The organism is Flavobacterium sp. (genome assembly GCF_031422135.1).
Lineage (GTDB): Bacteria > Bacteroidota > Bacteroidia > Flavobacteriales > Flavobacteriaceae > Flavobacterium.
In genome coordinates this window covers 72,564-95,441 of sequence record NZ_JANOQD010000118.1, presented here as the reverse complement: position 1 = coordinate 95,441, position 22,878 = coordinate 72,564, and the positions used below count along the sequence as shown (strand labels likewise).

Sequence of the window (22,878 nt, the reverse complement as noted above, 5' to 3'; positions counted from 1 at the left end):
CCAAATTTCCATATCGCCTTTATCGGGATTGATAATAATATCAAAATTATCATCAGAACCGTATTTCTTTTTCAATGCGTTCCTGAACACATCTTCTAAAATCGCCATCAGCGTTGGACGATCTATCGATTTGTCGTCCTTAAATTCTGAAAATGAATCTATTAATGCTAAATTCTCCATGCCAACTCTTTAATTTAAAATGTTATTGTAACTATTGCTTCTTGAATATCCGCGTAAGCGATTTTTTCGTTATGAAGTACTGTTTCTTTTCCTTTTCCTATTTTTTTGGGCTCTCTAGAACTCCATTCTACTGTAATATTCTCGTCAGAAACGGCAAGAAGTTTTGCTTCAATAGTTTCTGATTTTGTTTTGATTTTCAATGTTCTTCCAATGTTTTTTCGATATTGACGAACTAATTTTAAAGGCAATGAAACACCAGCCGAAGCTACTTCTAATGCAAAATCCACTTCTTCACGGTCCAAATTAGTATCTATTGCACGACTAATGTTGATACAATCTTGAAGCGTAACTCCAAAATCTCCGTCCAAGATAATCATTATTTTATTTGCCTCACTTATGTTTAAGTCAATTAAAAACAAGCTTGGATGCTGCTCCAAACCCTCTTCTAACAAACTTTTTACTTTATCTTTAAATGTCATATTTTATAAAAAGAGGGAAGCAGTGCTTCCCTCATTATTCAGTTAAACTGCTTAATAATTTTGCAAATATACTACTTTTTTTATAATTACGAAATATTGATTTATGTTAAAAAATATCATACCTTTAATCATAATTTAAAATACACATCATTGATTATAAATTACTAAACAAAAGATTATGAAACGAATTTTAGTCCCGACCGATTTTTCCGAACACGCCGAGCACGCTCTTAAAGTGGCTTCGCAAATAGCACGAGATACAAATAGTGAAATTTTTTTAGTTCATATGCTTGAATTTCCATCACAAATGGCAGATGCCGTGAATGGTGGTGCCGCAATTCCAGAAATTGTGCATTTTATGAAGAAAGCACATGATAAATTAGAGGATTTGTTAGAGAGTGATTATTTGGAAGGACTTACGGTTAGCGAAGCTGTAAAATTAGAAAGAGCTTTTGAAGGTATTTTAAAATCAAGTTCAAAAAACAATATAGACCTTGTGGTTATGGGATCACACGGTGTAACTGGTTTCCAAGAATTACTTATTGGTTCAACCACAGAAAAAATAGTTAGGGCTTCTGAAGCTCCAGTTCTAGTAATTAAAAACGAGGATACTAATTTCAAAATGGATCGATTTGTTTTTGCTTCAGATTTTTCAAATGAAATAAAAAAACCATTTAAAAATATTGTTTCATTTGCAAATCTTTTTGGGTCTCATCTTGATTTGGTTATGATTAACACTCCTAATAGTTTTAAAACCTCGAGTGCTTCTCAAAAAATAATGGAAGATTTTGTATCAGAATTTTCTTTGACTAATTATTCGCTTCACACCTACAATGATGTCAATATTGAAACTGGGATTGTAAATTTTTCTAACAAAGCAAATGCTGATTTAATAGGGATGTGTACGCACGGTAGAACGAGTTTATACCATTTTTTTAACGGAAGTATTAGTGAAGGCATCGTAAATCATGCTAACAAACCTGTTATAACTTTCAAAATTTAAAATTAGTAGACGAAAAATCCCAAATACATAAATTTTACAACACTATGTATTTGGGATGTTATACTTATTAGAAATTACTTGTTCATATGTTGCATTTCATAAAGAAATGTGTCGAGATCAACATTCAAAAGCAGTAAAGACAATGCTTTATCCACAATGTAGCTTACGTTTCCTGGTGTAAAACCTAGCGCTAAAGCAAATTTTGTCAAAATTTCTTTTTGTTTTGGTCCTAAAATATGATCGGCATAAACCATTCTTGATAGGTCAAACAAACGCTCCAAACGTTGGGTATGCAAAACAGGAGGATTGATTGGGTATTTTAGAGGGTTCTCCAGAATTTCATCATATTCAGCATCAGAAATTTCAAGACGGCTTTTTAGTTTGTCTAAAAATTGTTTTTCTTCAACACTCATATCGCCATCAGCAATTGCTACTCTTACTATTGCTGAAAAGTGGCCTTTGTTTCTTGTTTTAAATTCACTATCAAATAAATCGGAAAATGACATACTATTATATTTATATTTTTTACAAAGATACTCATATTCTTTTTTTCTAGAAAATTAGTTTGAAATTAGTTTGACTTCCATACAATTTTAAAAAAAACACCGTTAGTTTAAAATAAATTGTAAATTTGACTAACCCAAAATCTATTATTATGTCAGAATTCTGGTTGTATTTCAACATCGGATTAAAACACGTACTCAACATTAATGCTTACGATCACGTTTTGTTTTTAATAGCTCTTTCTGTGCCTTATACTTTTAAAGACTGGCGTAGGCTATTGATTTTAATTTCGCTTTTCACTATTGGTCATACTTTAGCCTTAGTGCTTTCGGTTTTCGGAATGGTCAAAGTAAATGTTAATTTAGTTGAGTTTATTATTCCAATAACCATTCTCATTGTTTCACTTTTTAATCTTTTTACTGCTGGAAAAAACAATAAAAACGAAAGTATGAGTTTAATTTCTATAGTAACATTGTGTTTTGGAATCATTCACGGTTTAGGATTTTCAAATTATTTCAAAACCATCTTGCCAGGAAACGCAACGGATAAATTAATCCCCGTTTCTGAATTTGCACTAGGAATCGAAGTTGCACAAGTCATTGTGGTTTTTATAGTTTTGATTTTATCCTATATTGTTCAAACAGTTTTTCGATTTTCAAAACGAGATTGGACACTAGTTATGTCAGCCTTTATAATAGGTGTGATTGTTCCACTAATTATTCAAAGTCCTGTTTGGAATAGATAATTTCGAAAAACTAATTGGCTATATTTTCCTATTTACTAAGAACACAATAAATTTTTAATACAAAAAAAAGTTACTTTTGTAGTAATGATTCCTACTAAACAAAACAAATACGACAAAGCTTACTTGCGACTTGCCAAAGAATGGAGTAAACTTTCTTATTGTAAACGAAAACAAGTTGGCGCAATTATTGTGCGTGATCGAATGATTATATCCGATGGCTACAACGGTTCCCCATCAGGTTTTGAAAATTGCTGTGAAGACGAAAATAATTTGACTCACTGGTATGTGCTTCACGCTGAAGCAAATGCAATACTTAAAGTAGCACGTTCAACCCAAACCTGCGAAGGAGCTACTTTATATATTACGCTTTCGCCTTGTAAAGAATGTAGCAAATTGATTCATCAATCTGGAATAAAAAGAGTAGTTTATTTAGAAGGTTATAAAGACGATTCTGGATTGTTATTTCTAGAAAAAGCTGGAGTAAAAGTGGAACACATTCAAGAAATTGATTAAATAATTGTGCTGTTAACAATTTAATTTGTGAAAATTAATAAAATATATATACCTCTTATACTCTTCACTGCTCTGGCAGTTGGTTTTTTGTTGGGTGGTATTTGCATTCAGTCTCGATTACCAAATAAACTAACGTCAGAAAGTCAAAACAAACAAAAACTAAATAAACTTATTGATTTTATAGATCAAGAATACGTTGATGAAATTAATACCGATTCCATAGTAGACGAAACCGTAAACGGAATTCTTGAAAAACTAGATCCACATTCCGTTTATATCGCTAAAAACGAAAATGAGGAAGTAGCACAAAGTATGAGGGGAGATTTTGTAGGTATTGGTGTCAATTTTTTTGTTCAAAATGATACCGTGGCAGTTATTAAACCTGTAGAAGGCGGTCCATCTGAAAAAGCCGGAATTATTGCTGGCGACCGAATATTAAGCGCAAATAACGAAACCCTTTTTGGTAAAAAAATCACCACCGAAAAATTGTATTCCAAACTCAAAGGCGAAGCGGATTCAGAAGTTTTACTGACCATTTTTAGAAAATCTGAAAACAAGAAAATAAACATCAAAGTTATCCGAAAAACCATTCCAGTCAAAAGTGTGGATATTGCTATAATGCTCCATAAAACCTCAGGATATATTAAAATAAATCGTTTTGCTGAGACAACTTATGATGAGTTTAAAGTAGGACTAAACAAATTAATAAAACAAGGCGCCACATCTCTCGTAATAGATCTTCGTGATAATGGAGGTGGCTATTTAGACCAAGCAGTCGAAATTGCAGATGAATTTCTTAAAGACAAAAAATTAATTGTTTTTACAAAAAACAAAAAAGGCAGAATCGACAAAACCTATGCGTCTCAAAATGGCGCTTTTGAAAACGGCAAACTAACCATTTTAATTAATGAAAATTCCGCATCCGCTAGTGAGATTTTAGCAGGCGCCATTCAAGATAACGATAGAGGTTTAGTGGTAGGTCGTCGTTCTTTTGGAAAAGGATTGGTACAACGAGAAATGCCATTGGGTGATGGCTCTACAGTAAGATTAACAGTAGCAAGATATTACACCCCTACTGGTCGATCTATACAAAAATCATACAAAGAAGGCAGGGAAGAATACCTTAACGATTTCACGAAACGCTACCAAAATGGCGAATTGTATGCTAAAGATAGCATCAAAATAGCAGATACTATAAAATTCAAAACCCCTAAAGGCAGAATAGTTTATGGTGGCGGTGGAATAGTTCCAGATGTCTTTGTGTCATTGGAAACCACCAAAGGAAACGAAATTGTACCAATATTAATGCAATCTGGATTGGTTTCAAATTTTGTGTTTACCATTTTAGATAAAAACCGAAAAATTCTAAAAGGCCTTACTTTTCAACAAGTAATTGAAAAAACCGAAATTTCTGACTCTTATTATATTACTTTCAAAAAATTTGTAAATACTTCGGAATCTTTTATTGATTTAGATTTAAACAAAAAATTTGTAAAACGGTATTTAGCGGCAGAATTTTGTCGTCAATTATTAGGTGAAAATCAGTTTTATCAAGTCGTTCTAAAGGACGATGTAATGATTAAAGAAGCTTTGAAAAAATAACTTATCGAATACTATCGTGAACGTGAGTTTCTATTCCGTTATTCCACAATACTAGAATATCAGTAGCAACTGCAGCACCACTACCAGCAGCTATAGCCAACTGACTTCTATGTCCAGCCAAAGTTCCAATTACGTATATACCCGTAGCTACAAAGTGATCCGTGTTTTTAAGTTGAATCCTGTTTTTTTCAGGCAAGGCTTTCTTGTGAGATTGTATGTATTGTGTTAAACCATCAATCCCAAATAAATTAGAAGAGCCTATTCCTAGCACAATTATTCTCGATGTATAACTGTTTTTGTTGGTTGTTATTTCAAAACCTTCTTCTAAAACAGAAATAGTTAAGGCTTTTTCATCTATAATTTGTTGAATATGAGGATAATTGTTTTGAAGCTGTTTTGTGCTTTCCACAAGAATTTCTGAACCCAGTTTCCCCGAAGCTACACCATAAGCATTATAAAAAATAGCATCCTGAAGTGACGATGCTTTTTGATGTGTCAAAATTCCAATTTTTTTATCCTGCGCAAACGGTTTATTATAAGCAGAGCCTAAAACCAAACCACAAGAAACTCCCGAAACACCACCGCCTATAATCAGAACATCAAACACTATTGATTTTTCAGTTTTTGGTCAATCGATTTTGATAATCTAAAAATCAATAAAATTACAACCGCACAAAGTGTTGCAATAATTCCAATTATAGCAACTAAACTCTGACCTTCTAATAAGTTGTCAAAATCCAACATAGTAGCATTAAAAACCACTAATAATAGGGCTAAAGTAAAAAATAAATAACTAAAAATTTTCATTTTCAAAATAATTAATGAGCAAAACTACAAAAAATCAAACTACACAAACAATCCTTTAACATTAGCCGCAAATAATTTAACAGCTATGGCAAGTAAAACTACTCCAAAAACTTTTCTAATAATTCCTAAACCCGTTTTACCCAGTATCTGTTCAATTTTTCCAGACGCTTTCAAAACCGCATAAACTAAAATAATGTTCAACAAAATAGCAATTATGATATTTATAGTATGAAACTGCGATTTCAACGACAGTAAAGTCGTCATCGTCCCAGCACCAGCAATCAAAGGAAAAGCAATAGGTACAATCGAAGCGGTTTTTGCTTCCTCATCACGGTACAATCGAATCCCCAAAATCATTTCCAGCGCCAAGAAAAACAACACAAAAGAACCTGCAACAGCGAACGAACTCACATCAATACCAATCAATTTAAGCAGTTCTTCACCCACAAAAAGAAAAGCAATCATAATAAAACCTGCCACAATCGAAGCTTTTTCTGATTCAATATGTCCATGTTTCGATCTCAAATCCACAATAATAGGGATACACCCTAAAATATCAATCACCGCAAAAAGCACCATTCCAACAGTTACAATTTCCTTCAAGCTTACTTCAAACATATTTTTTTAAATTTAAAACACAAAGATATACAATAATTTCTTGGGCGTGACCCGCAAGAAAAATGCGGGTCGGGCTATTCGCTGCAAGTCCTCGTTTCGTCGTGCCTCCTCACTGTGGGCTTTCCGCTGCTATCCCTCACGCAAAACTACTTGTGTATTTCTATCTAAATCTACTGCCTAAAATCTAATATTTTCCACTACATTTGCAAAATGTTTCAACTCGGGAAAACCATCGTTTCAGAAGACATACTTCAAAAAGAATTTGTATGCAACTTATCAGCCTGCAAAGGTGCTTGTTGCGTCGATGGAGATGCAGGCGCACCATTGCTTGATGAAGAAACCAAAATTCTAGAAGAAATTTACCCAAAGATTAAACATTTTCTTCGGCAAGAAGGCATCGAAGCAATTGAAGCACAAGGCACTTGGCGCATTGGTACTGATGGCGATAAAGAAACACCACTCATTAACGAAAAAGATTGTGCATACGTAATTTTTGACGGCAAAACCGCACTTTGCGGTATCGAACAAGCCTACAATCAAGGCATAATCGACTGGAAAAAACCAGTTTCTTGTCACTTGTATCCTATTCGAGTGAAAGATTTTACTGAATTTGCTGCTGTAAATTATGACAAATGGGATATCTGCTCACCAGCATGTTCCCTCGGAAAAGAGTTGGAAGTTCCCGTTTATAAATTTGTCAAAGAAGCACTCATCAGACGTTTTGGCGAAAACTGGTACGCAGAGCTTGAAAAGGTTGCTGAAGAGCTCAAAAACGAATAAAAAAATAGTATATTTTCAAAAAACACAATCGCTTATTCCACAATACATAAGCGATTTTTTCGTTTATAAAACATTGATATATAGACAAATAGATTATGTGCTTAAAAATCCGACAAACAACATTCATTGTTAAAAACTCAAGACGATTGTGAATAAGTAAATCTTTCATTATCGATAACAAATTCCAATCTTTGTAAACCAGTTTTGGTACAAAAAATAGTATATAATTCCATAAAAAATATTCATTATGTCAAGTGTAGAGCCAATTTTACAAGAAAACAAAAACCGCTTCGTGATTTTTCCAATCAAACACCACGATATTTGGGAGTGGTATAAGAAAATGGAAGCTAGTTTTTGGACTGCCGAAGAAATTGACTTGTCGCAAGATTTGAACGATTGGAATAACAAATTAAATGAGGACGAAAAATATTTCATCAAACACATTTTAGCGTTTTTTGCAGCTTCCGACGGAATTGTAAACGAAAACCTTGCCGAAAATTTTGTTTCAGAAGTGCAATATGCTGAAGCAAAATTCTTTTATGGTTTTCAGATTATGATGGAAAACATCCATTCGGAAACGTATTCGTTATTAATAGATACGTACGTTAAAGACGAAGCAGAAAAAACAGAATTGTTCAATGCTCTAGAAGTTTTTCCAGCCATTAAGAAAAAAGCGGATTGGGCTTTACAATGGATCGAATCTCCATCGTTTGCAGAAAGATTGATTGCTTTTGCTGCTGTTGAAGGAATTTTCTTTTCTGGTGCATTTTGCTCTATTTATTGGTTAAAAAAACGGGGTTTAATGCCAGGATTGACCTTTTCGAACGAATTAATTTCTCGTGATGAAGGTGTTCATTGTGATTTTGCGGTGCATTTGCACAATCATCATTTGGTAAACAAAGTGCCAAAAGAACGAATCAGAAGTATTATCGTTGATGCTTTAAATATAGAAAGAGAATTCATTACAGAATCTTTACCAGTTTCATTAATAGGGATGAATGCAGGATTAATGACGCAATATTTAGAATTTGTTGCTGATAGATTGTTAGTAGAATTGGGTTGCGATAGAGAATACAATACTTCAAATCCATTTGATTTTATGGATATGATTTCGCTACAAGGCAAAACCAATTTCTTTGAGAAAAAAGTAGCCGAATACCAAAAAGCAGGTGTTATGAATACGGATTCTGAAGCTCAGAAAATTACGTTTGACGCTGATTTTTAGCATTTAAGATCTGATCCAATAAATAAAATTTTAATTTCTTAAGGATTTTAAACTAGCCCAGATTGAAGTGAAAATCCTTTTATTTTTTTCTTTAAAAAATAAAAGATTGCAACGAAAAGCTGGAAATAGCTCCAAAAAAAAATGAGAAACGATAAATCATTAGATTCTTTCGTTTCTCAGAATGTTAGATTACAAATAACCCCGAAAAGGCAAAGGGATTTGCTTTTTCACAAAACAAACAAAGTATGTACGTAGTAAAAAGAGACGGGCACAAAGAGCCTGTAATGTTCGACAAAATCACAGACAGAATCAAAAAACTGTGTTACGGATTAAACGATTTGGTAGATGCTGTAAAAGTAGCTATGCGAGTAATCGAAGGGCTTTATGATGGAGTAACCACTTCAGAATTAGACAATCTAGCTGCGGAAACTGCGGCTTCTATGACCATTGCTCATCCAGATTATGCGCAATTAGCAGCACGAATTGCAATTTCAAATTTGCATAAAAACACAAACAAATCATTCTCTGAAACGATGAATGAAATGTATCATTATGTCAATCCAAGAAACGGGCAAGAAGCGCCACTTTTATCAGAAGAAGTACATACTGTTATTCAAGCCAATGCTGAATTTTTAAATTCACATATTATATACAACCGAGATTTTAACTACGATTATTTTGGTTTCAAAACACTAGAACGTTCTTATTTATTGAAAATAAACGGAAAAATTGTAGAACGCCCACAACACATGTTGATGCGTGTTTCAGTTGGAATTCACTTAGATGATTTAAAATCGGTAATTGAAACCTATGATTTAATGTCGAAAAAGTTCTTTACACATGCTACTCCAACCTTATTCAATGCTGGAACTCCAAAACCACAAATGTCATCTTGTTTCCTATTGGCAATGCAAGACGATAGTATTGATGGGATTTACGATACGTTAAAACAAACAGCAAAAATTTCACAAAGTGCTGGAGGAATTGGATTGTCAATTCATAATGTTCGTGCAACAGGAAGTTACATTCGTGGCACAAACGGAACATCTAACGGGATTGTACCAATGCTTCGAGTTTTCAATGACACGGCTCGTTATGTAGATCAAGGTGGTGGAAAACGAAAAGGAAGTTTTGCTATTTACATTGAAACTTGGCATGCGGATATTTTTGATTTCTTGGATTTGAAAAAAAATACCGGAAAAGAAGAAATGCGTGCCAGAGATTTGTTTTTTGCAATGTGGACATCGGATTTGTTTATGAAACGGGTGGAAGAAAACGGAAATTGGACCTTGATGTGTCCTAACGAATGTCCGGGTTTATATGATGTGCATGGAGAAGAATTCGAGAAAATGTATACCGATTACGAAAAAGCTGGAAAAGGTAGAAAAACCATCAAAGCGCACGAATTATGGGAGAAAATTCTAGAATCGCAAATCGAAACTGGAACGCCATATATGTTGTACAAAGATGCAGCAAATCGTAAATCAAATCAAAAAAATCTAGGAACCATTCGTTCATCGAACTTGTGTACCGAGATAATGGAATACACCTCAAAAGATGAAATTGCAGTTTGTAACTTGGCTTCTTTATCATTGCCAATGTTCGTTGAAAACGGAAAATTCAACCACGATTTGTTTTTCACAGTTACCAAACGTGTAACTAGAAACTTGAACAAAGTAATTGACAGAAATTATTATCCTGTAATTGAAGGAGAAAATTCTAACAAACGCCATCGTCCTATTGGTCTTGGTGTTCAAGGTTTGGCAGACGCTTTCATTCTGTTACGCTTGCCATTCACGAGCGACGAAGCTAAAACATTGAATCAAGAAATATTCGAAACTATGTATTTTGCAGCTGTCACAGCCTCAATGGAAATGGCAATCGAAGAAGGTCCTTATTCTAGTTTTAAAGGCTCTCCTATTTCGGAAGGAAAATTTCAACACAATCTTTGGAACATCAAAGACGAGGAACTTTCTGGACGTTGGGACTGGGCGAGTTTGCGTACCGAAGTAATGAAAAATGGAGTTCGTAACTCTCTTTTAGTAGCACCAATGCCAACAGCTTCAACTTCGCAAATTTTAGGAAACAACGAAGCATTCGAGCCTTACACCTCAAACATTTACACCCGTCGTGTATTGTCAGGCGAATTTATTGTTGTAAACAAACATTTACTCGAAGACTTAGTGAAACTAGGGCTTTGGACCGAAGAATTGAAGCAAGAACTAATGCGACACAATGGTTCAGTTCAAAACCTTGATATTCCTCAGGATTTGAAAGAATTGTATAAAACGGTTTGGGAAATGTCAATGAAAGATATTATCGATATGTCACGTCATCGTGGTTATTTTGTCGATCAATCGCAGTCGTTAAACTTGTTTATGCAAGATGCCAATTATTCTAAACTAACATCAATGCACTTTTATGCTTGGAAATCAGGTTTAAAAACCGGAATGTATTATTTGAGAACCAAAGCGGCAGTCGATGCAATTAAATTCACCTTAAATAATGACAAAAAAGCTGAACCAATTGTTTCTATAAAAATTAAAGAAGAACCAATTCTTGCAGAAGTTGAGGTTGAAACAACAGCAATGACCAACGAAGAATACAAAGCAATGATTGAATTAGCAAAAAATGCTGGTCCAGAAGATTGCGAAATGTGTGGGTCTTAATCAATAAGAAAAAAAGAAAATGGAAATACTATTTAAAAAAGCATTTGATATAGACGAAGTTATTTCAAAAATTAAATATGAAATCAAAAAATTAGAAGTTATCACTGATGATAATATATCTACGATTCAAAAGGATATTTTTAAAAACAATAAATTATATCCTTTAGGATTTGATGTTGAAAATGCTGAAATTAAATTCAATAAGGACAAACCTGTTGAAGAAAATTTTTTAATAGCAAGTGAAGTTGATTATGCGGGAGATTTGTTTTTTGGGACAATTTATTTGAGCACAGATTTAATAAAAGGGACAAGAAGTCTTTTATTTGTTAAACCAGTTGATTTTGTAGTAAATGAATCTATAAAGGGATATGCTAAAGAAACTAAACTTTATGCAGAACTTCAAACATCCATATATGATGTGAAATTATTGTCCAAAGAAGATAAAGATAAGTTTACCATACAGAAGAAAGTTTTAAAAGAATATTTAGTGGAAGGAATGTATAATATAAATAATGAAATTCCAGATAAAAATATTGAGATAGAAGAGAAAATATTAGAGTTGCTAAATAAAAAGAAAGATGAGTTAAAAGTTGAAAATGATTTGAAAGAATTTTTAAATGGATAATTTTAATAAAAACAGTCATTATCTTTAATGGCTGTTTTTTTTGGAGTTATTTTTCGCTTTTTGTTACAATCTTTTTTGGCGAAGAAAAATCGACAAAAAAGGATTTCTACTTTAATCGGGGCTAAAAAAAATTAATATGAAATTAACACGAACAACTTCCGAAAACAAAGATTTTCAAAAACTAACTGCACTTTTTGACGAATACCTTATTGATATTGATGGCGACGAAAAAGATTTTTTTGCACAATACAATCACGTATATTTAGAAAATGTAGTCGTTTGCTATGACGATTCTATTGCTGTAGGTTGTGGCGCATTTAAGAAACACGAAAATAATACTGCCGAAATCAAAAGAATGTTTGTTCATCCTGAACATCGAGGAAAAGGAGTTGCAAATCTAATTTTGAAGGAGCTTGAACTTTGGGCAATCGAATTAGAAAATACCAATGCTATCCTAGAAACATCCATAAAACTTAAAGCGGCCATAGCATTGTACTTAAAATCAGGTTACATTCCAATTGAAAATTACGGTCAATATATTGGCGTAGAAAGTAGTTATTGCATGAAGAAAATCTTAAAATAAAATGTACTTTTGATTTTCAGAAAATCGAAAATCTAAAATTAGAAATGAACTGGGAACAATTACTATCACTAAAACGCCAAGGCGACACAAGCAAACGATTACGAAAAGAACAAGACGATACTCGATTAGGTTTCGAAGTCGATTATGATCGCATTATTTTCTCGGCAGCATTTCGTAGTCTACAAGACAAAACCCAAGTAATTCCACTTTCTAAAACAGATTTTGTTCACACTCGTTTAACGCACAGCTTAGAAGTTTCCGTTGTAGGACGTTCTATAGGAAGGTTAGTTGGTAAAAAAATTATAGAGAAATATCCGCATTTGCAAACCATTCATGGATATGAATTTAATGACTTTGGAGCTATTGTTGCTGCTGCATCACTAGCACACGATATAGGGAATCCTCCGTTTGGACATTCAGGCGAGAAAGCCATTGGTGAATATTTTTCTATTGGAAAAGGGCAACAATACAAAGACAAACTGACCGACAAACAATGGCAAGATTTAATCGATTTTGAAGGCAATGCTAATGGTTTTTCGGTTCTAACAACCAATAGACCAGGTGTTTCAGGAAGTCTTAGGCTTACTTATGCAGTTTTAGGCGCATTTATGAAATATCCAAAAGAAAGTTTGCCTAAAAAACCCACCAAAAATATTGCAGATAAGAAATACGGTTTCTTCCAAACTGACAAATCTTTTTTTCAAGAAGTCGCTACCGAATTGGGATTAATTTCTAATAAAACGGATGGAAATATTGGTTACGAGCGTCATCCTCTAGCCTATTTGGTCGAGGCAGCTGATGATATTTGCTACACCATTATCGATTTTGAAGACGGAATGAATCTAGGATTAGTATCCGAAGATTTTGCTTTAGAATATTTAATAAAACTGGTCAAAGATTCTATTGATTCTATCAAATATAATTTGTTGACAACAAAAGAAGATAGAATTAGCTATTTGCGAGCATTAGCTATTGGAAGTTTGATAAACGATGCGGTGAAAATATTTATTGATAATGAAGAAGAAATCCTAAAAGGAAACTTCCCTTATGCTTTGACTGACAAAAGCAAATACAAAGCACAAATGGATGATATTATCAAATTAAGTATTAAAAACATCTATCAAAGTCGAGAAGTCATCGAAAAAGAATTAACGGGTTATCAAATTATCAATAATTTATTAGACAAATTTATAACCGCATACAATAACAAACACGAAGGAAAAGAAACTAATTTTGATACACTTTTACTCAAAATTTTACCTGAAAAATACCATTTAGAAAAAGAAAACTTATACGAACGATTGTTACATATTTGTCATTTTGTATCTATGTTGACTGATGGTAATGCGTTGTTGTATAACAAGATAATTTCAGCTAACAATAACTAGCAAAAAGTTTGGTTAAACTATTTACATCCAAAGCAGTTATTTCTTGTAATTGGTTTACCGTTCCATGTTCAATAAAATGATCTGAAATACCAATGTTTTTTATCAAAATTGTATATTTTTTGTTTAGAAAAAATTGATTTATTGCACTCCCAAAACCACCTATCAATACATTTTCTTCTACAGTGATGATTTGATCGTATTTCATAAAAATATCTTTAAGTAAAGATTCGTCCAGTGGTTTTACAAACGGAAAATGATAATGTGATAATTCGTGTTGATTTTTTACTTTCGAAATAGCCTCAGCGACATTGTTTCCAATAGTTCCAGTAGAAAGAATGGCAATTCTTGAACCGTTTTTTAATTCTTTGGCCTTACCAATTTCTATTTTTTTAAAGGGTTTTTGCCAATCAAAAATTTTACCACGACCACGTGGGTATCGAATGGCTATTGGGTTTTTTAGTCCCAATTGCGCAGTGTACATTATATTCCGTAATTCGATTTCATCCATTGGTGCGCAAATAATCATATTGGGAATACAACTCAAATATGAAATATCAAAAACACCATGATGGGTTGCACCATCTTCTCCAACAAGACCCGCTCTGTCCAAACAAAAAATAACAGGTAAATTCTGCAATGCTACATCGTGAATGACTTGGTCGTAGGCACGTTGCAAAAAAGTAGAATAAATATTGCAAAAAACCACCATTCCTTGTGTTGCCATTCCTGCGGATAATGTGACAGCGTGTTGTTCGGCAATGCCTACATCAAAAGCGCGTTCTGGAAAAGCTTCCATCATAAACTTCATTGACGACCCAGATGGCATTGCTGGTGTAATTCCTATAATTTTTTTGTTTTGTTTGGCTAATTCTACTAGTGTCAAACCAAAAACATCTTGAAATTTTGGTGGTAAACCTTCTTCTGATTTCGAATGAATTTTTCCCGTAACGGCATCAAATTTTCCTGGTGCGTGGTATTTTACTTGGTCTTCCTCGGCCAGTTGTAATCCTTTACCTTTTATGGTTATAATGTGAAGAAATTTTGGCCCTTTTATCTTTTTTAATCGTTCTAATTCACTAATTAGTTTTGGCAAATCGTGTCCATCGATAGGCCCTGAATAATCAATGTTTAAGGACGTAATTATATTATTGTCTTTATGGTTTTTCCCTTCTTTGACAGATGTTAAGTAATGCTTCAATGCACCAACACTTGGATCAATTCCAATGGCGTTATCATTAAGAATAACTAACAAATTAGCATTAGTAACTCCGGCGTGATTCAATCCTTCGAAAGCCATTCCTGAAGCAATAGAAGCATCACCTATTACTGCAATGTGTTGTTTTTCGGTTTCACCTTTTATATTAGAAGCAATAGCCATTCCTAGCGCTGCGGATATTGATGTAGAGGAATGTCCTACTCCAAAAGTATCATAAACGCTTTCGCTACGTTTAGGAAAACCTGAAATCCCGTTTAATTGACGATTAGTATGAAAAATTTCTCGACGTTCGGTTAAAATTTTATGCCCATAGGCCAGATGCCCAACATCCCAAACTAATAAGTCTTCGGGTGTATTGAAGACATAATGCAAAGCAATAGTCAATTCTACAACGCCTAAACTTGCTCCTAGATGGCCTTCTTTTGTGGCAATAATGTCGATAATGTATTGGCGAAGTTCTTGCGCAATTTGTGGCAGTTGATTTGGATTGAGTTTCCTTAAATCAATTGGGTTAAAAATATTTTGTAATAGTTTTTCTGACATTATACAAATGTACAACTTGAAATTGTATTTTTACCCTATGGAAAATATTTTCACTGACGAATATTTTATGAAAAAGGCTTTGCAAGAAGCTGAAATCGCCTTTGAAGCAGGAGAAATTCCAGTTGGAGCGGTTGTGGTTGTTAATGATCGTGTGATTGCCAAAAGTCATAACCTAACAGAACTTTTAAACGATGTTACGGCTCACGCCGAAATGCAGGCTATTACTGCTTCTGCTAATTTTTTGGGCGGAAAATATTTGACTAATTGCACTTTGTATGTGACTCTAGAACCTTGTCAGATGTGTGCTGGTGCATTGTACTGGAGTCAAATTTCTAAAATTGTTTTTGGCGCAAGTGATTTGCAAAGAGGATTCTCTAAAATGGGAACACAATTACATCCTAAAACTATTGTTGCTAGTGGTGTTTTAGAAAAAGAATGTGCTGGACTAATGACTGCTTTTTTTAAATCAAAGCGCGGCTAACTAGCCCTGATAATAATGGAAACTTTGCACGAAAAAACGATTTTGTTTTCTTGTCAAAAAGAGCGACCAAAGGAAGCTCCTTTTTGAGAATGAAAAACAAATTGTTTTGAGAAAAAGTTGCAATGGATAGCAGGATATGGCTTCGAAAAACTACTCTAAACTTTAGACCCCATTTTTGTGAGAGGAGAAAATAAAAAAAACCGCTTCAAAATTGAAACGGTTGATTTTTTAGGTAAGCCAAAAAATAATTTATTATCCTTCGATTACTACTACTTGAGCAGCAACTCTACCTTTTCTTCCTTCTTCTTCTTCGTAAGAAACTTTGTCTCCTTCTCTTAGCTCTTCAGCTTTGATTCCTGAAGCGTGTACGAAAATGTCTTTTCCTGTTTCGTCATCTGTAATAAATCCGTAACCTTTAGATTCATTGAAAAATTTTACTAATCCTGTGCGCATTGTATTTGTAATATAAATTTATAATGTAGCAAATGTAATCTTTAAAATAATACAAATGCAAATTTGTGTTAATATTTTATAAAAAATATTGATAATCAGCATTTTCTATAATAAATCAAGCTGAATATGCAACTCTTTCAGCTGATTTTCATCGATAATTGATGGAGCATCAATCATAACGTCTCTTCCTGAATTATTCTTTGGGAAAGCAATAAAATCACGAATCGTTTCTTGACCACCTAGAATGGCTACCAATCTATCCAATCCGAAAGCCAATCCACCGTGAGGAGGTGCCCCAAATTGGAATGCATCCATTAGGAAACCAAACTGATTACGAGCCTCCTCTTCGGTAAATCCTAAATACTTAAACATTAATTGTTGGGTTTCTTTGTCGTGAATTCTGATAGAACCACCTCCGATTTCGTTTCCATTCAACACCATATCGTAAGCATTTGCACGAACCGCTTTTGGATTTGTGGCTAACAAATGCATGTCTTCTGGTTTTGGAGACGTAAACGGATGGTGCATTGCGTGATATCTACCGCTCTCTTCATCAAACTCTAATAACGGAAAATCGACCACCCAAAGCGGTGCAAATTCTGATGGATTTCGCAATCCTAATCGTGTGGCTAGTTCCATACGTAGAGCCGAAAGCTGTATTCTGGTTTTATCAGCTGCGCCAGAAAGCACAAAAATCATATCACCTAGTTTTGCTCCCGTCGTTTTTGCCCAATTGGACAAATCGTCTTGGTCATAAAATTTATCTACAGATGATTTATAGGTTCCGTCTTCATTACATTTTACATAAACCATTCCTGAAGCTCCTATTTGCGGACGTTTCATCCATTCGATAAGTGCATCAATATCTTTGCGGGAATATTCCCCAACACCTGAAACAGCGATTCCAACTACTAATTCGGCTGCATTAAAAACAGGAAAATCTTTGTGTTTAGCAAACTGATTTAGTTCCCCAAATTGCATTCCGAAACGAATATCTGGTTTGTCATTTCCATAAGTTCTCATTGCATAATCGTAAGTTATACGAGGGAATTTATCGACTTCAATTCCTTTAATTTCTTTTAGCAAATGACGTGTCAATCCTTCAAATACATTCAAAATATCTTCTTGCTCGACGAATGCCATTTCACAATCTATTTGTGTAAATTCAGGCTGACGATCAGCACGAAGATCTTCGTCACGGAAGCATTTTACGATTTGAAAATATTTATCCATTCCGCCGACCATCAATAGCTGTTTGAATGTTTGAGGTGACTGTGGTAAGGCATAAAATTGCCCTTGATTCATTCTCGAAGGAACTACAAAATCTCTAGCTCCTTCAGGAGTTGACTTGATTAAATAAGGTGTTTCAACTTCGCAAAAATCTAAATCGGATAGATATTTTCGAACTTCCATAGCAACTTTATGACGAAAAAGAAGGTTGTTTTTTACAGGATTTCGACGAATGTCTAAATAACGGTATTTCATTCGGATGTCTTCTCCACCATCAGTTTCATCTTCAATTGTGAAAGGCGGTGTTAACGAAGCATTTAAAATGTTTAGTTCGGTAACTAGAATTTCTATTTCTCCTGTTGGGATGTTCTTATTTTTAGCTTCACGCTCAATAACGGTACCTTTTACTTGAATTACAAATTCCCTTCCTAATGTTTTGGCTAGTTCAAAAACGGCTTTATCAGTTCGGCTTTCGTCGAACATTAATTGTGTAATTCCATAACGATCGCGCAAATCGACCCAATTCATAAAACCTTTGTCACGTGATTTCTGAACCCAACCTGCAAGTGTAACTTCTGTATTAATATGTGCAACGTTTAATTCGCCACAGTTATGACTTCTGTACATTATATGAATTTTAGACTGCAAAAATAGTATTTTGTTTGAAGTTTGTACTTAAAACAATCGAAATAATTGTAAATTTGACTACACATAATTAAAAAAATACATATGAAAAAATTATTTTTGATTGCATTAACCACTTTCTGTTCTACTTATAGCTTCGGACAATCTAAAAACACAATAAGCTTTCAAGCAGAAATAGTAAATAGAAATGGTGATGTTATTTATATTAAAGACACAAAAAACAAAACTATTAAGGAAATAAAGATTAACGACAAAGGGGTCTTTAAAGACACTTTTAAAATCGAAAAAGATGATTTTTATATGTTTTTTGACGGAACTGAATACACGCAATTGTTCTTAAAAAACGGCTTTGATTTAAAATTAAAAATGGACGCCAAACAATTTGATGAATCTATTATTTATGATGGGAAAGGAGCCGCCGAAAATAATTATTTAGCACAAGATGCCATAAAAAATGAGCAAATAAATCCTGAAAAATTAGTAGCTTTAAGCGAGGATGAATTTAAAAAAATGACTGAAGAAAAAAAGTTAACTGAAGAAACAACATTAGACAAGTCAGGTTTTGATAAAACATTTATCGAAATTCAGAAAAGAAACATTTCGATGAATATTAAAGGTTTGAAACAATATTACAACGAAAGTAAAGCTGCTCAAAAATTAAATAACACGATTGCGCCAACTTTTAATTATGTAAATCACAAAGGAGGAACTACAAAGCCAGAAGATCTAAAAGGGAAATATGTATATATTGATATTTGGGCAACTTGGTGCGGTCCTTGTCTGAAAGAAATTCCTTTTTTACAAAAAATAGAAGAAAAATATCATAGAAAAAATATTGAATTTGTTAGTATCTCGGTAGATGTGAAAAAAGATTTTGAGAAATGGAAAAAATTTGTAGCTGACAAACAACTCGGAGGAATACAACTATTTGCTGATAATGATTGGAATTCAGATTTTACCAAAAGCCTTAGCATTAACAGTATTCCTAGATTTATTTTAATTGATCCGTCAGGAAAAATTGTAAACGCTGATGCCGAGAAACCGTCATCTCCAAAGCTTCAAGAAGTATTTGACAAACTTTTGAATTAATTAGAAAGTAGATACCAAATTAGTTAAAAGCAAAAAACCCTTCTGAAAAGTCGGGTTTTTTGCTTTTAACTGAATTTCTAAATAGCGATATTTCATTTGAATATTATTGTTGTTTTAAGTTTAATCTTTCAATTGTGAAAGCAGGTGTTAAGGAAGCATTTAAAATATTTAGTTCGGAAACTAGAATTTCTGTTTCCCTTGTTGGAATATTCTTGTTTTTGACTTGACGCTCAATATAAGGTTCCTTTTACTTGAATTGCAAATTCCCCTTTAAGAGTTTTGGTTAGTTCAAAACTGTTTTGTAAAAACGGCTTTGGGCGAACATCAATTTGTGATTCTGTAACGGCACCACAAATCGACCCAATTCATTAAACCTTTATCACGTGATTACTAAACCCTAATTACAAGAGTAAGTTCAGTATTACCTTCTAGTATTTAATGCGCCACAGTTTATGCTTCTGTACATTATATCAATTTAGACTTCAAAAAAGTATTTTGTTTGAAGTTTAAAGATTAAATCCTCAAGTTTTATTGTAAACCCAATCATTATTATTAAAAATGTTAAATTTTATCCAATGTTACTAAATTGTTAAATAAATATTTTTTTATTGTAAAATAATTGCTATATTTGTTATGTAATTATTACTATTTAATCCCAAACCTATGAAAAAATATATAATTTTAAGCTTATTATTGCTTTCAGGAGTGCTATTTGCACAATCAATTGAGCCAAAGTATGAAATCGAAGGAAACTTAGTAAAAGCTACTTATTTTCACGATAATGGCAATGTGAAACAAGAAGGGTTCTACAAAGACGGAAAAGTCCACGGAAAATGGATATCATATTCTGAAGTTGGAAACAAAATATCTTTAGGAGAATTTAATAAAGGAGAAAAAACAGGAAAATGGTTTTTTTGGAATGAAAAATCTTTAAGCGAAGTTGATTATACGGACAGCAGAGTGGCTGAAGTAAAAAAATGGTCACAAGAGACTTTAGCCCAAAGAAACTAATTATTTACGTTATATTACTAATTCCAACCCTTTCAATTTGAAAGGGTTTTTTTATATCTCACAGAGATTTTACCAACTATTTTTGACTATTAAACCTTAATATTACAACAGATGATTTAAAATAAAAAAGTCCGAAATAAAAAATTTCGGACTTTTTGTGCGGATAATAGGACTCGAACCTACACGCCTTGCGGCACCAGATCCTAAGTCTGGCATGTCTACCAATTTCACCATATCCGCAAAATTGTGAGTGCAAATATACTCATTTATTTTAAATTCCAAAACACAAATTTAAAATAGTAAAAAAATAAATTTTTTAGTTAAAAACAGGATTTAGAAACTAATAAATTCCTATTTCAATTTGTATATTTGACGCTATTAAAATCAAATTATAATGGACAACATAAAATCATACGTACAAGAACATAAAGACCGCTTCATAAACGAATTAATTGAACTTTTAAAAATTCCTTCCGTAAGTGCTGATGCTGCATATTCACAAGATGTTATCAACACTTCAGAAGCTGTTAAAGTCAGTCTCGAAAAGGCAGGCTGCAAAATCGTTGAAATTTGCGAAACACCTGGTTATCCTATCGTTTATGGAGAACATATTATTGATAAAAATTTACCAACGATTCTCGTTTACGGACATTATGATGTACAACCTCCAGATCCTTTAGATTTATGGACATCGCCTCCTTTTGAACCTGTCATCAAAAAAACCGAAATTCATCCTGAAGGCGCTATTTTCGCTCGTGGTTCCTGCGATGACAAAGGACAAATGTATATGCACGTCAAGGCATTTGAATATATGATTGCCAACAACAACTTACCTTGCAACGTCAAATTCATGATTGAAGGCGAAGAAGAAGTGGGTTCCAAAAGTCTTTCGTGGTTTGTAGAACGCAACCAAGAAAAATTATCTTGCGATGTCATTTTGATTTCAGATACTGGAATGATTTCCAACCAGCAACCATGCATCACAACAGGATTGCGTGGTTTGAGCTATGTTGAAGTAGAAGTTACAGGAGCCAATCGTGACTTGCATTCTGGTTTGTATGGTGGCGCAGTGGCGAATCCAATTAATGTATTAGCCAAAATGATTGCTTCCCTTCACGATGAAAACAACCACATTACAATTCCTGGTTTTTATGATAATGTAGAAGAATTATCAACTGAAGAAAGAGCCGAAATGGCAAAAGCACCTTTCAACCTTGATAATTACAAAAAAGCATTGGATCTTAATGATATTTATGGCGAAAGCGGCTATGTGACTAACGAAAGAAACTCCATCAGACCAACTTTAGATGTCAATGGAATCTGGGGAGGATATACTGGCGAAGGTGCAAAAACCGTAATTGCTAGTCAAGCTTTTGCAAAAATATCGATGCGATTGGTACCAAATCAAGATTGGGAAACCATTACAGAATTATTCAAAAAACATTTTGAAAGCATTGCACCATCTGGCGTAAAAGTAAAAGTAAAACCGCATCACGGCGGACAAGGTTATGTAACACCAACCGACAGCATTGGCTACAAAGCAGCCAACAAAGCGTATACAGAAACTTTCGGAGTGCCAGCAATTCCTGTACGTTCAGGAGGAAGTATTCCTATTGTAGCTTTGTTTGAAAAAGAACTGAAAAGTAAAACAATTCTAATGGGATTTGGTTTGGATTCCGATGCGATTCACTCACCAAATGAACATTTTGGAATATTCAATTACTTGAAAGGCATTGAAACCATTCCGTTATTTTACAAATATTTTGTAGAATTAAGCAAATAATCCCAAAATATTTTGAGTAAAACAAAATTCTTATCCGAAGTATTCAAATCTGGAGGAACCATTGGAGCATTGTCTCCAAGTTCCTCTTTTCTAGCTGAAAAAATGCTCAAGCCTATTCATTTCAAAAATGCCAATTGCATCGTCGAATTTGGACCAGGAACAGGCGTTTTTACACATAAGTTGTTGGAACAAATGAATGTTGATGCTAAACTATTAGTCTTTGAAATCAATCCCGTTTTTTATGAGGAATTACAAAAAATTAACGACACAAGACTAGTCGTAATCAACGACAGTGCCGAAAAAATAGAACATTATTTAGATATAAATCAATGTAAAAAAGCAGATTACATCATTTCATCGTTGCCATTTGCAATGATTCCAGATGAAATTGTTGACATTATTCTAAAAAAATCTTTCGAATCTTTATCAGAAAAAGGAAAATTTATTCAGTTTCAATATTCGCTTAATGCATTATCAAAATTAAAATCGATTTATAAAAAAGTAAAAATTGATTTTACATTCCTAAACCTTCCTCCTGCTTTTGTTTTCAGTTGTAGCAAATAGACAAATTATTTTTTGGGCGTTCCTTGTTGCGGAAAATTTCAGTAAATAGGTTACATTACATAGCAACAAGGTCGGGCTTTCGCACTCGCTTTTTTTATTTTGTCCCTAGACTGAGCTCGGGATGACAAAATAAAAAAGAGCT

Annotated in this window: 24 protein-coding genes, 1 tRNA gene and 1 pseudogene; 15 read left to right on the top strand and 11 right to left on the bottom strand. The window is 33.5% G+C overall.

Annotation, left to right across the window (positions count from 1 at the left end):
* A partial coding sequence (locus tag RMO70_RS15870) for a NusA N-terminal domain-containing protein (RefSeq protein ID WP_310557420.1) occupies positions 1 to 180 on the bottom strand: 180 nt, incomplete at its 3' end.
* A gap of 14 nt (positions 181 to 194) precedes the next feature.
* Positions 195 to 659, bottom strand: a complete 465-nt coding sequence (rimP, locus tag RMO70_RS15865; RefSeq protein ID WP_310557419.1) for a ribosome assembly cofactor RimP — start codon at positions 657 to 659, stop codon at positions 195 to 197.
* Positions 660 to 837: 178 nt separating this feature from the next.
* Between rimP and RMO70_RS15860 the strand changes: the two genes are divergently transcribed.
* On the top strand, positions 838 to 1,662 hold the full coding sequence (locus RMO70_RS15860) for a universal stress protein (protein WP_310557418.1): 825 nt from the start codon (positions 838 to 840) through the stop codon (positions 1,660 to 1,662).
* Positions 1,663 to 1,736: 74 nt separating this feature from the next.
* Here the strand turns inward: RMO70_RS15860 and RMO70_RS15855 are convergent, their stop codons facing one another.
* Positions 1,737 to 2,168 (bottom strand): TerB family tellurite resistance protein, encoded by a 432-nt coding sequence (locus RMO70_RS15855; protein WP_310557417.1) that lies wholly within the window; start codon positions 2,166 to 2,168, stop codon positions 1,737 to 1,739.
* Positions 2,169 to 2,317: 149 nt separating this feature from the next.
* On the opposite strand from RMO70_RS15855, the gene RMO70_RS15850 reads away from it, so the two are divergent.
* The 3 genes from RMO70_RS15850 (at position 2,318) to RMO70_RS15840 (ending at position 5,026) form a co-directional block, all read left to right on the top strand.
* Positions 2,318 to 2,911: a HupE/UreJ family protein gene (locus RMO70_RS15850; RefSeq protein ID WP_310557416.1), complete on the top strand. Its 594-nt coding sequence runs from the start codon at positions 2,318 to 2,320 to the stop codon at positions 2,909 to 2,911.
* A gap of 84 nt (positions 2,912 to 2,995) precedes the next feature.
* Positions 2,996 to 3,424, top strand: coding sequence for a dCMP deaminase family protein (locus tag RMO70_RS15845; protein ID WP_310557415.1), 429 nt, complete (start codon positions 2,996 to 2,998; stop codon positions 3,422 to 3,424).
* Positions 3,425 to 3,451: 27 nt separating this feature from the next.
* Positions 3,452 to 5,026: a S41 family peptidase gene (locus RMO70_RS15840; RefSeq protein WP_310557414.1), complete on the top strand. Its 1,575-nt coding sequence runs from the start codon at positions 3,452 to 3,454 to the stop codon at positions 5,024 to 5,026.
* A gap of 1 nt (position 5,027) precedes the next feature.
* Here the strand turns inward: RMO70_RS15840 and RMO70_RS15835 are convergent, their stop codons facing one another.
* From RMO70_RS15835 to RMO70_RS15825, 3 genes are read right to left on the bottom strand one after another with little or no spacing between them, the layout of a single operon-like run.
* On the bottom strand, positions 5,028 to 5,633 hold the full coding sequence (locus RMO70_RS15835) for an FAD-dependent oxidoreductase (protein WP_310557413.1): 606 nt from the start codon (positions 5,631 to 5,633) through the stop codon (positions 5,028 to 5,030).
* A complete protein-coding gene (locus RMO70_RS15830; protein ID WP_310557412.1) occupies positions 5,633 to 5,833 on the bottom strand; it encodes a hypothetical protein in 201 nt (66 codons plus the stop codon). Before RMO70_RS15830 ends, RMO70_RS15835 begins: the two co-directional genes overlap by 1 nt.
* Before the next feature lie 39 nt (positions 5,834 to 5,872).
* Positions 5,873 to 6,451: a MarC family protein gene (locus RMO70_RS15825; protein WP_310557411.1), complete on the bottom strand. Its 579-nt coding sequence runs from the start codon at positions 6,449 to 6,451 to the stop codon at positions 5,873 to 5,875.
* 210 nt (positions 6,452 to 6,661) lie between these two features.
* On the opposite strand from RMO70_RS15825, the gene RMO70_RS15820 reads away from it, so the two are divergent.
* The 6 genes from RMO70_RS15820 to dgt all read left to right on the top strand — a co-directional run bounded on the left by RMO70_RS15820 (position 6,662) and on the right by dgt (position 13,721).
* Positions 6,662 to 7,231 (top strand): DUF3109 family protein, encoded by a 570-nt coding sequence (locus RMO70_RS15820; RefSeq protein ID WP_310557410.1) that lies wholly within the window; start codon positions 6,662 to 6,664, stop codon positions 7,229 to 7,231.
* A 247-nt stretch (positions 7,232 to 7,478) separates the two neighbouring features.
* Positions 7,479 to 8,456 carry a ribonucleotide-diphosphate reductase subunit beta gene (locus tag RMO70_RS15815; protein WP_310557409.1) on the top strand — a complete coding sequence of 326 codons (978 nt, stop codon included), beginning with the start codon at positions 7,479 to 7,481 and terminating at the stop codon, positions 8,454 to 8,456.
* Positions 8,457 to 8,701: 245 nt separating this feature from the next.
* Positions 8,702 to 11,125, top strand: coding sequence for a ribonucleoside-diphosphate reductase subunit alpha (locus RMO70_RS15810; RefSeq protein ID WP_310557408.1), 2,424 nt, complete (start codon positions 8,702 to 8,704; stop codon positions 11,123 to 11,125).
* Between the two features lie 19 nt (positions 11,126 to 11,144).
* Positions 11,145 to 11,750 (top strand): hypothetical protein, encoded by a 606-nt coding sequence (locus tag RMO70_RS15805; protein ID WP_310557407.1) that lies wholly within the window; start codon positions 11,145 to 11,147, stop codon positions 11,748 to 11,750.
* Between the two features lie 136 nt (positions 11,751 to 11,886).
* On the top strand, positions 11,887 to 12,333 hold the full coding sequence (locus RMO70_RS15800; RefSeq protein WP_310557406.1) for a GNAT family N-acetyltransferase: 447 nt from the start codon (positions 11,887 to 11,889) through the stop codon (positions 12,331 to 12,333).
* A gap of 44 nt (positions 12,334 to 12,377) precedes the next feature.
* Entirely contained in the window at positions 12,378 to 13,721 is a 1,344-nt protein-coding gene (dgt, locus tag RMO70_RS15795; protein ID WP_310557405.1) for a dGTP triphosphohydrolase, read from the top strand.
* On the opposite strand, the gene RMO70_RS15790 is transcribed toward dgt, so the two are convergent.
* On the bottom strand, positions 13,708 to 15,480 hold the full coding sequence (locus tag RMO70_RS15790; RefSeq protein ID WP_310557404.1) for a 1-deoxy-D-xylulose-5-phosphate synthase: 1,773 nt from the start codon (positions 15,478 to 15,480) through the stop codon (positions 13,708 to 13,710). The genes dgt and RMO70_RS15790 overlap by 14 nt on opposite strands.
* Positions 15,481 to 15,517: 37 nt before the next feature.
* Between RMO70_RS15790 and RMO70_RS15785 the strand changes: the two genes are divergently transcribed.
* Positions 15,518 to 15,961, top strand: a complete 444-nt coding sequence (locus RMO70_RS15785; protein ID WP_310557403.1) for a nucleoside deaminase — start codon at positions 15,518 to 15,520, stop codon at positions 15,959 to 15,961.
* Between the two features lie 252 nt (positions 15,962 to 16,213).
* Here the strand turns inward: RMO70_RS15785 and RMO70_RS15780 are convergent, their stop codons facing one another.
* Entirely contained in the window at positions 16,214 to 16,414 is a 201-nt protein-coding gene (locus tag RMO70_RS15780) for a cold shock domain-containing protein (RefSeq protein WP_310557402.1), read from the bottom strand.
* A 105-nt stretch (positions 16,415 to 16,519) separates the two neighbouring features.
* Positions 16,520 to 18,271 carry an aspartate--tRNA ligase gene (gene aspS / locus RMO70_RS15775; protein WP_310557401.1) on the bottom strand — a complete coding sequence of 584 codons (1,752 nt, stop codon included), beginning with the start codon at positions 18,269 to 18,271 and terminating at the stop codon, positions 16,520 to 16,522.
* Between the two features lie 102 nt (positions 18,272 to 18,373).
* On the opposite strand from aspS, the gene RMO70_RS15770 reads away from it, so the two are divergent.
* Positions 18,374 to 19,378: a TlpA disulfide reductase family protein gene (locus RMO70_RS15770; RefSeq protein WP_310557400.1), complete on the top strand. Its 1,005-nt coding sequence runs from the start codon at positions 18,374 to 18,376 to the stop codon at positions 19,376 to 19,378.
* A gap of 9 nt (positions 19,379 to 19,387) precedes the next feature.
* Here the strand turns inward: RMO70_RS15770 and RMO70_RS15765 are convergent.
* Positions 19,388 to 19,844: pseudogene (locus RMO70_RS15765) on the bottom strand (aspartate--tRNA ligase); the annotation flags it as partial.
* 197 nt (positions 19,845 to 20,041) lie between these two features.
* Here RMO70_RS15765 and RMO70_RS15760 point away from each other — a divergent pair.
* Positions 20,042 to 20,389, top strand: coding sequence for a membrane-binding protein (locus tag RMO70_RS15760; protein WP_310557399.1), 348 nt, complete (start codon positions 20,042 to 20,044; stop codon positions 20,387 to 20,389).
* Positions 20,390 to 20,547: 158 nt separating this feature from the next.
* On the opposite strand, the gene RMO70_RS15755 is transcribed toward RMO70_RS15760, so the two are convergent.
* Positions 20,548 to 20,629 (bottom strand) — tRNA-Leu (locus RMO70_RS15755).
* Positions 20,630 to 20,783: 154 nt separating this feature from the next.
* On the opposite strand from RMO70_RS15755, the gene RMO70_RS15750 reads away from it, so the two are divergent.
* Positions 20,784 to 22,172 (top strand): dipeptidase, encoded by a 1,389-nt coding sequence (locus RMO70_RS15750; protein ID WP_310557398.1) that lies wholly within the window; start codon positions 20,784 to 20,786, stop codon positions 22,170 to 22,172.
* A 12-nt stretch (positions 22,173 to 22,184) separates the two neighbouring features.
* The gene (locus tag RMO70_RS15745) at positions 22,185 to 22,736 is read left to right on the top strand and encodes an rRNA adenine N-6-methyltransferase family protein (protein ID WP_310557397.1); all 552 of its coding nucleotides are present in this window, start codon (positions 22,185 to 22,187) and stop codon (positions 22,734 to 22,736) included.
* Positions 22,737 to 22,878: the final 142 nt, after the last annotated feature.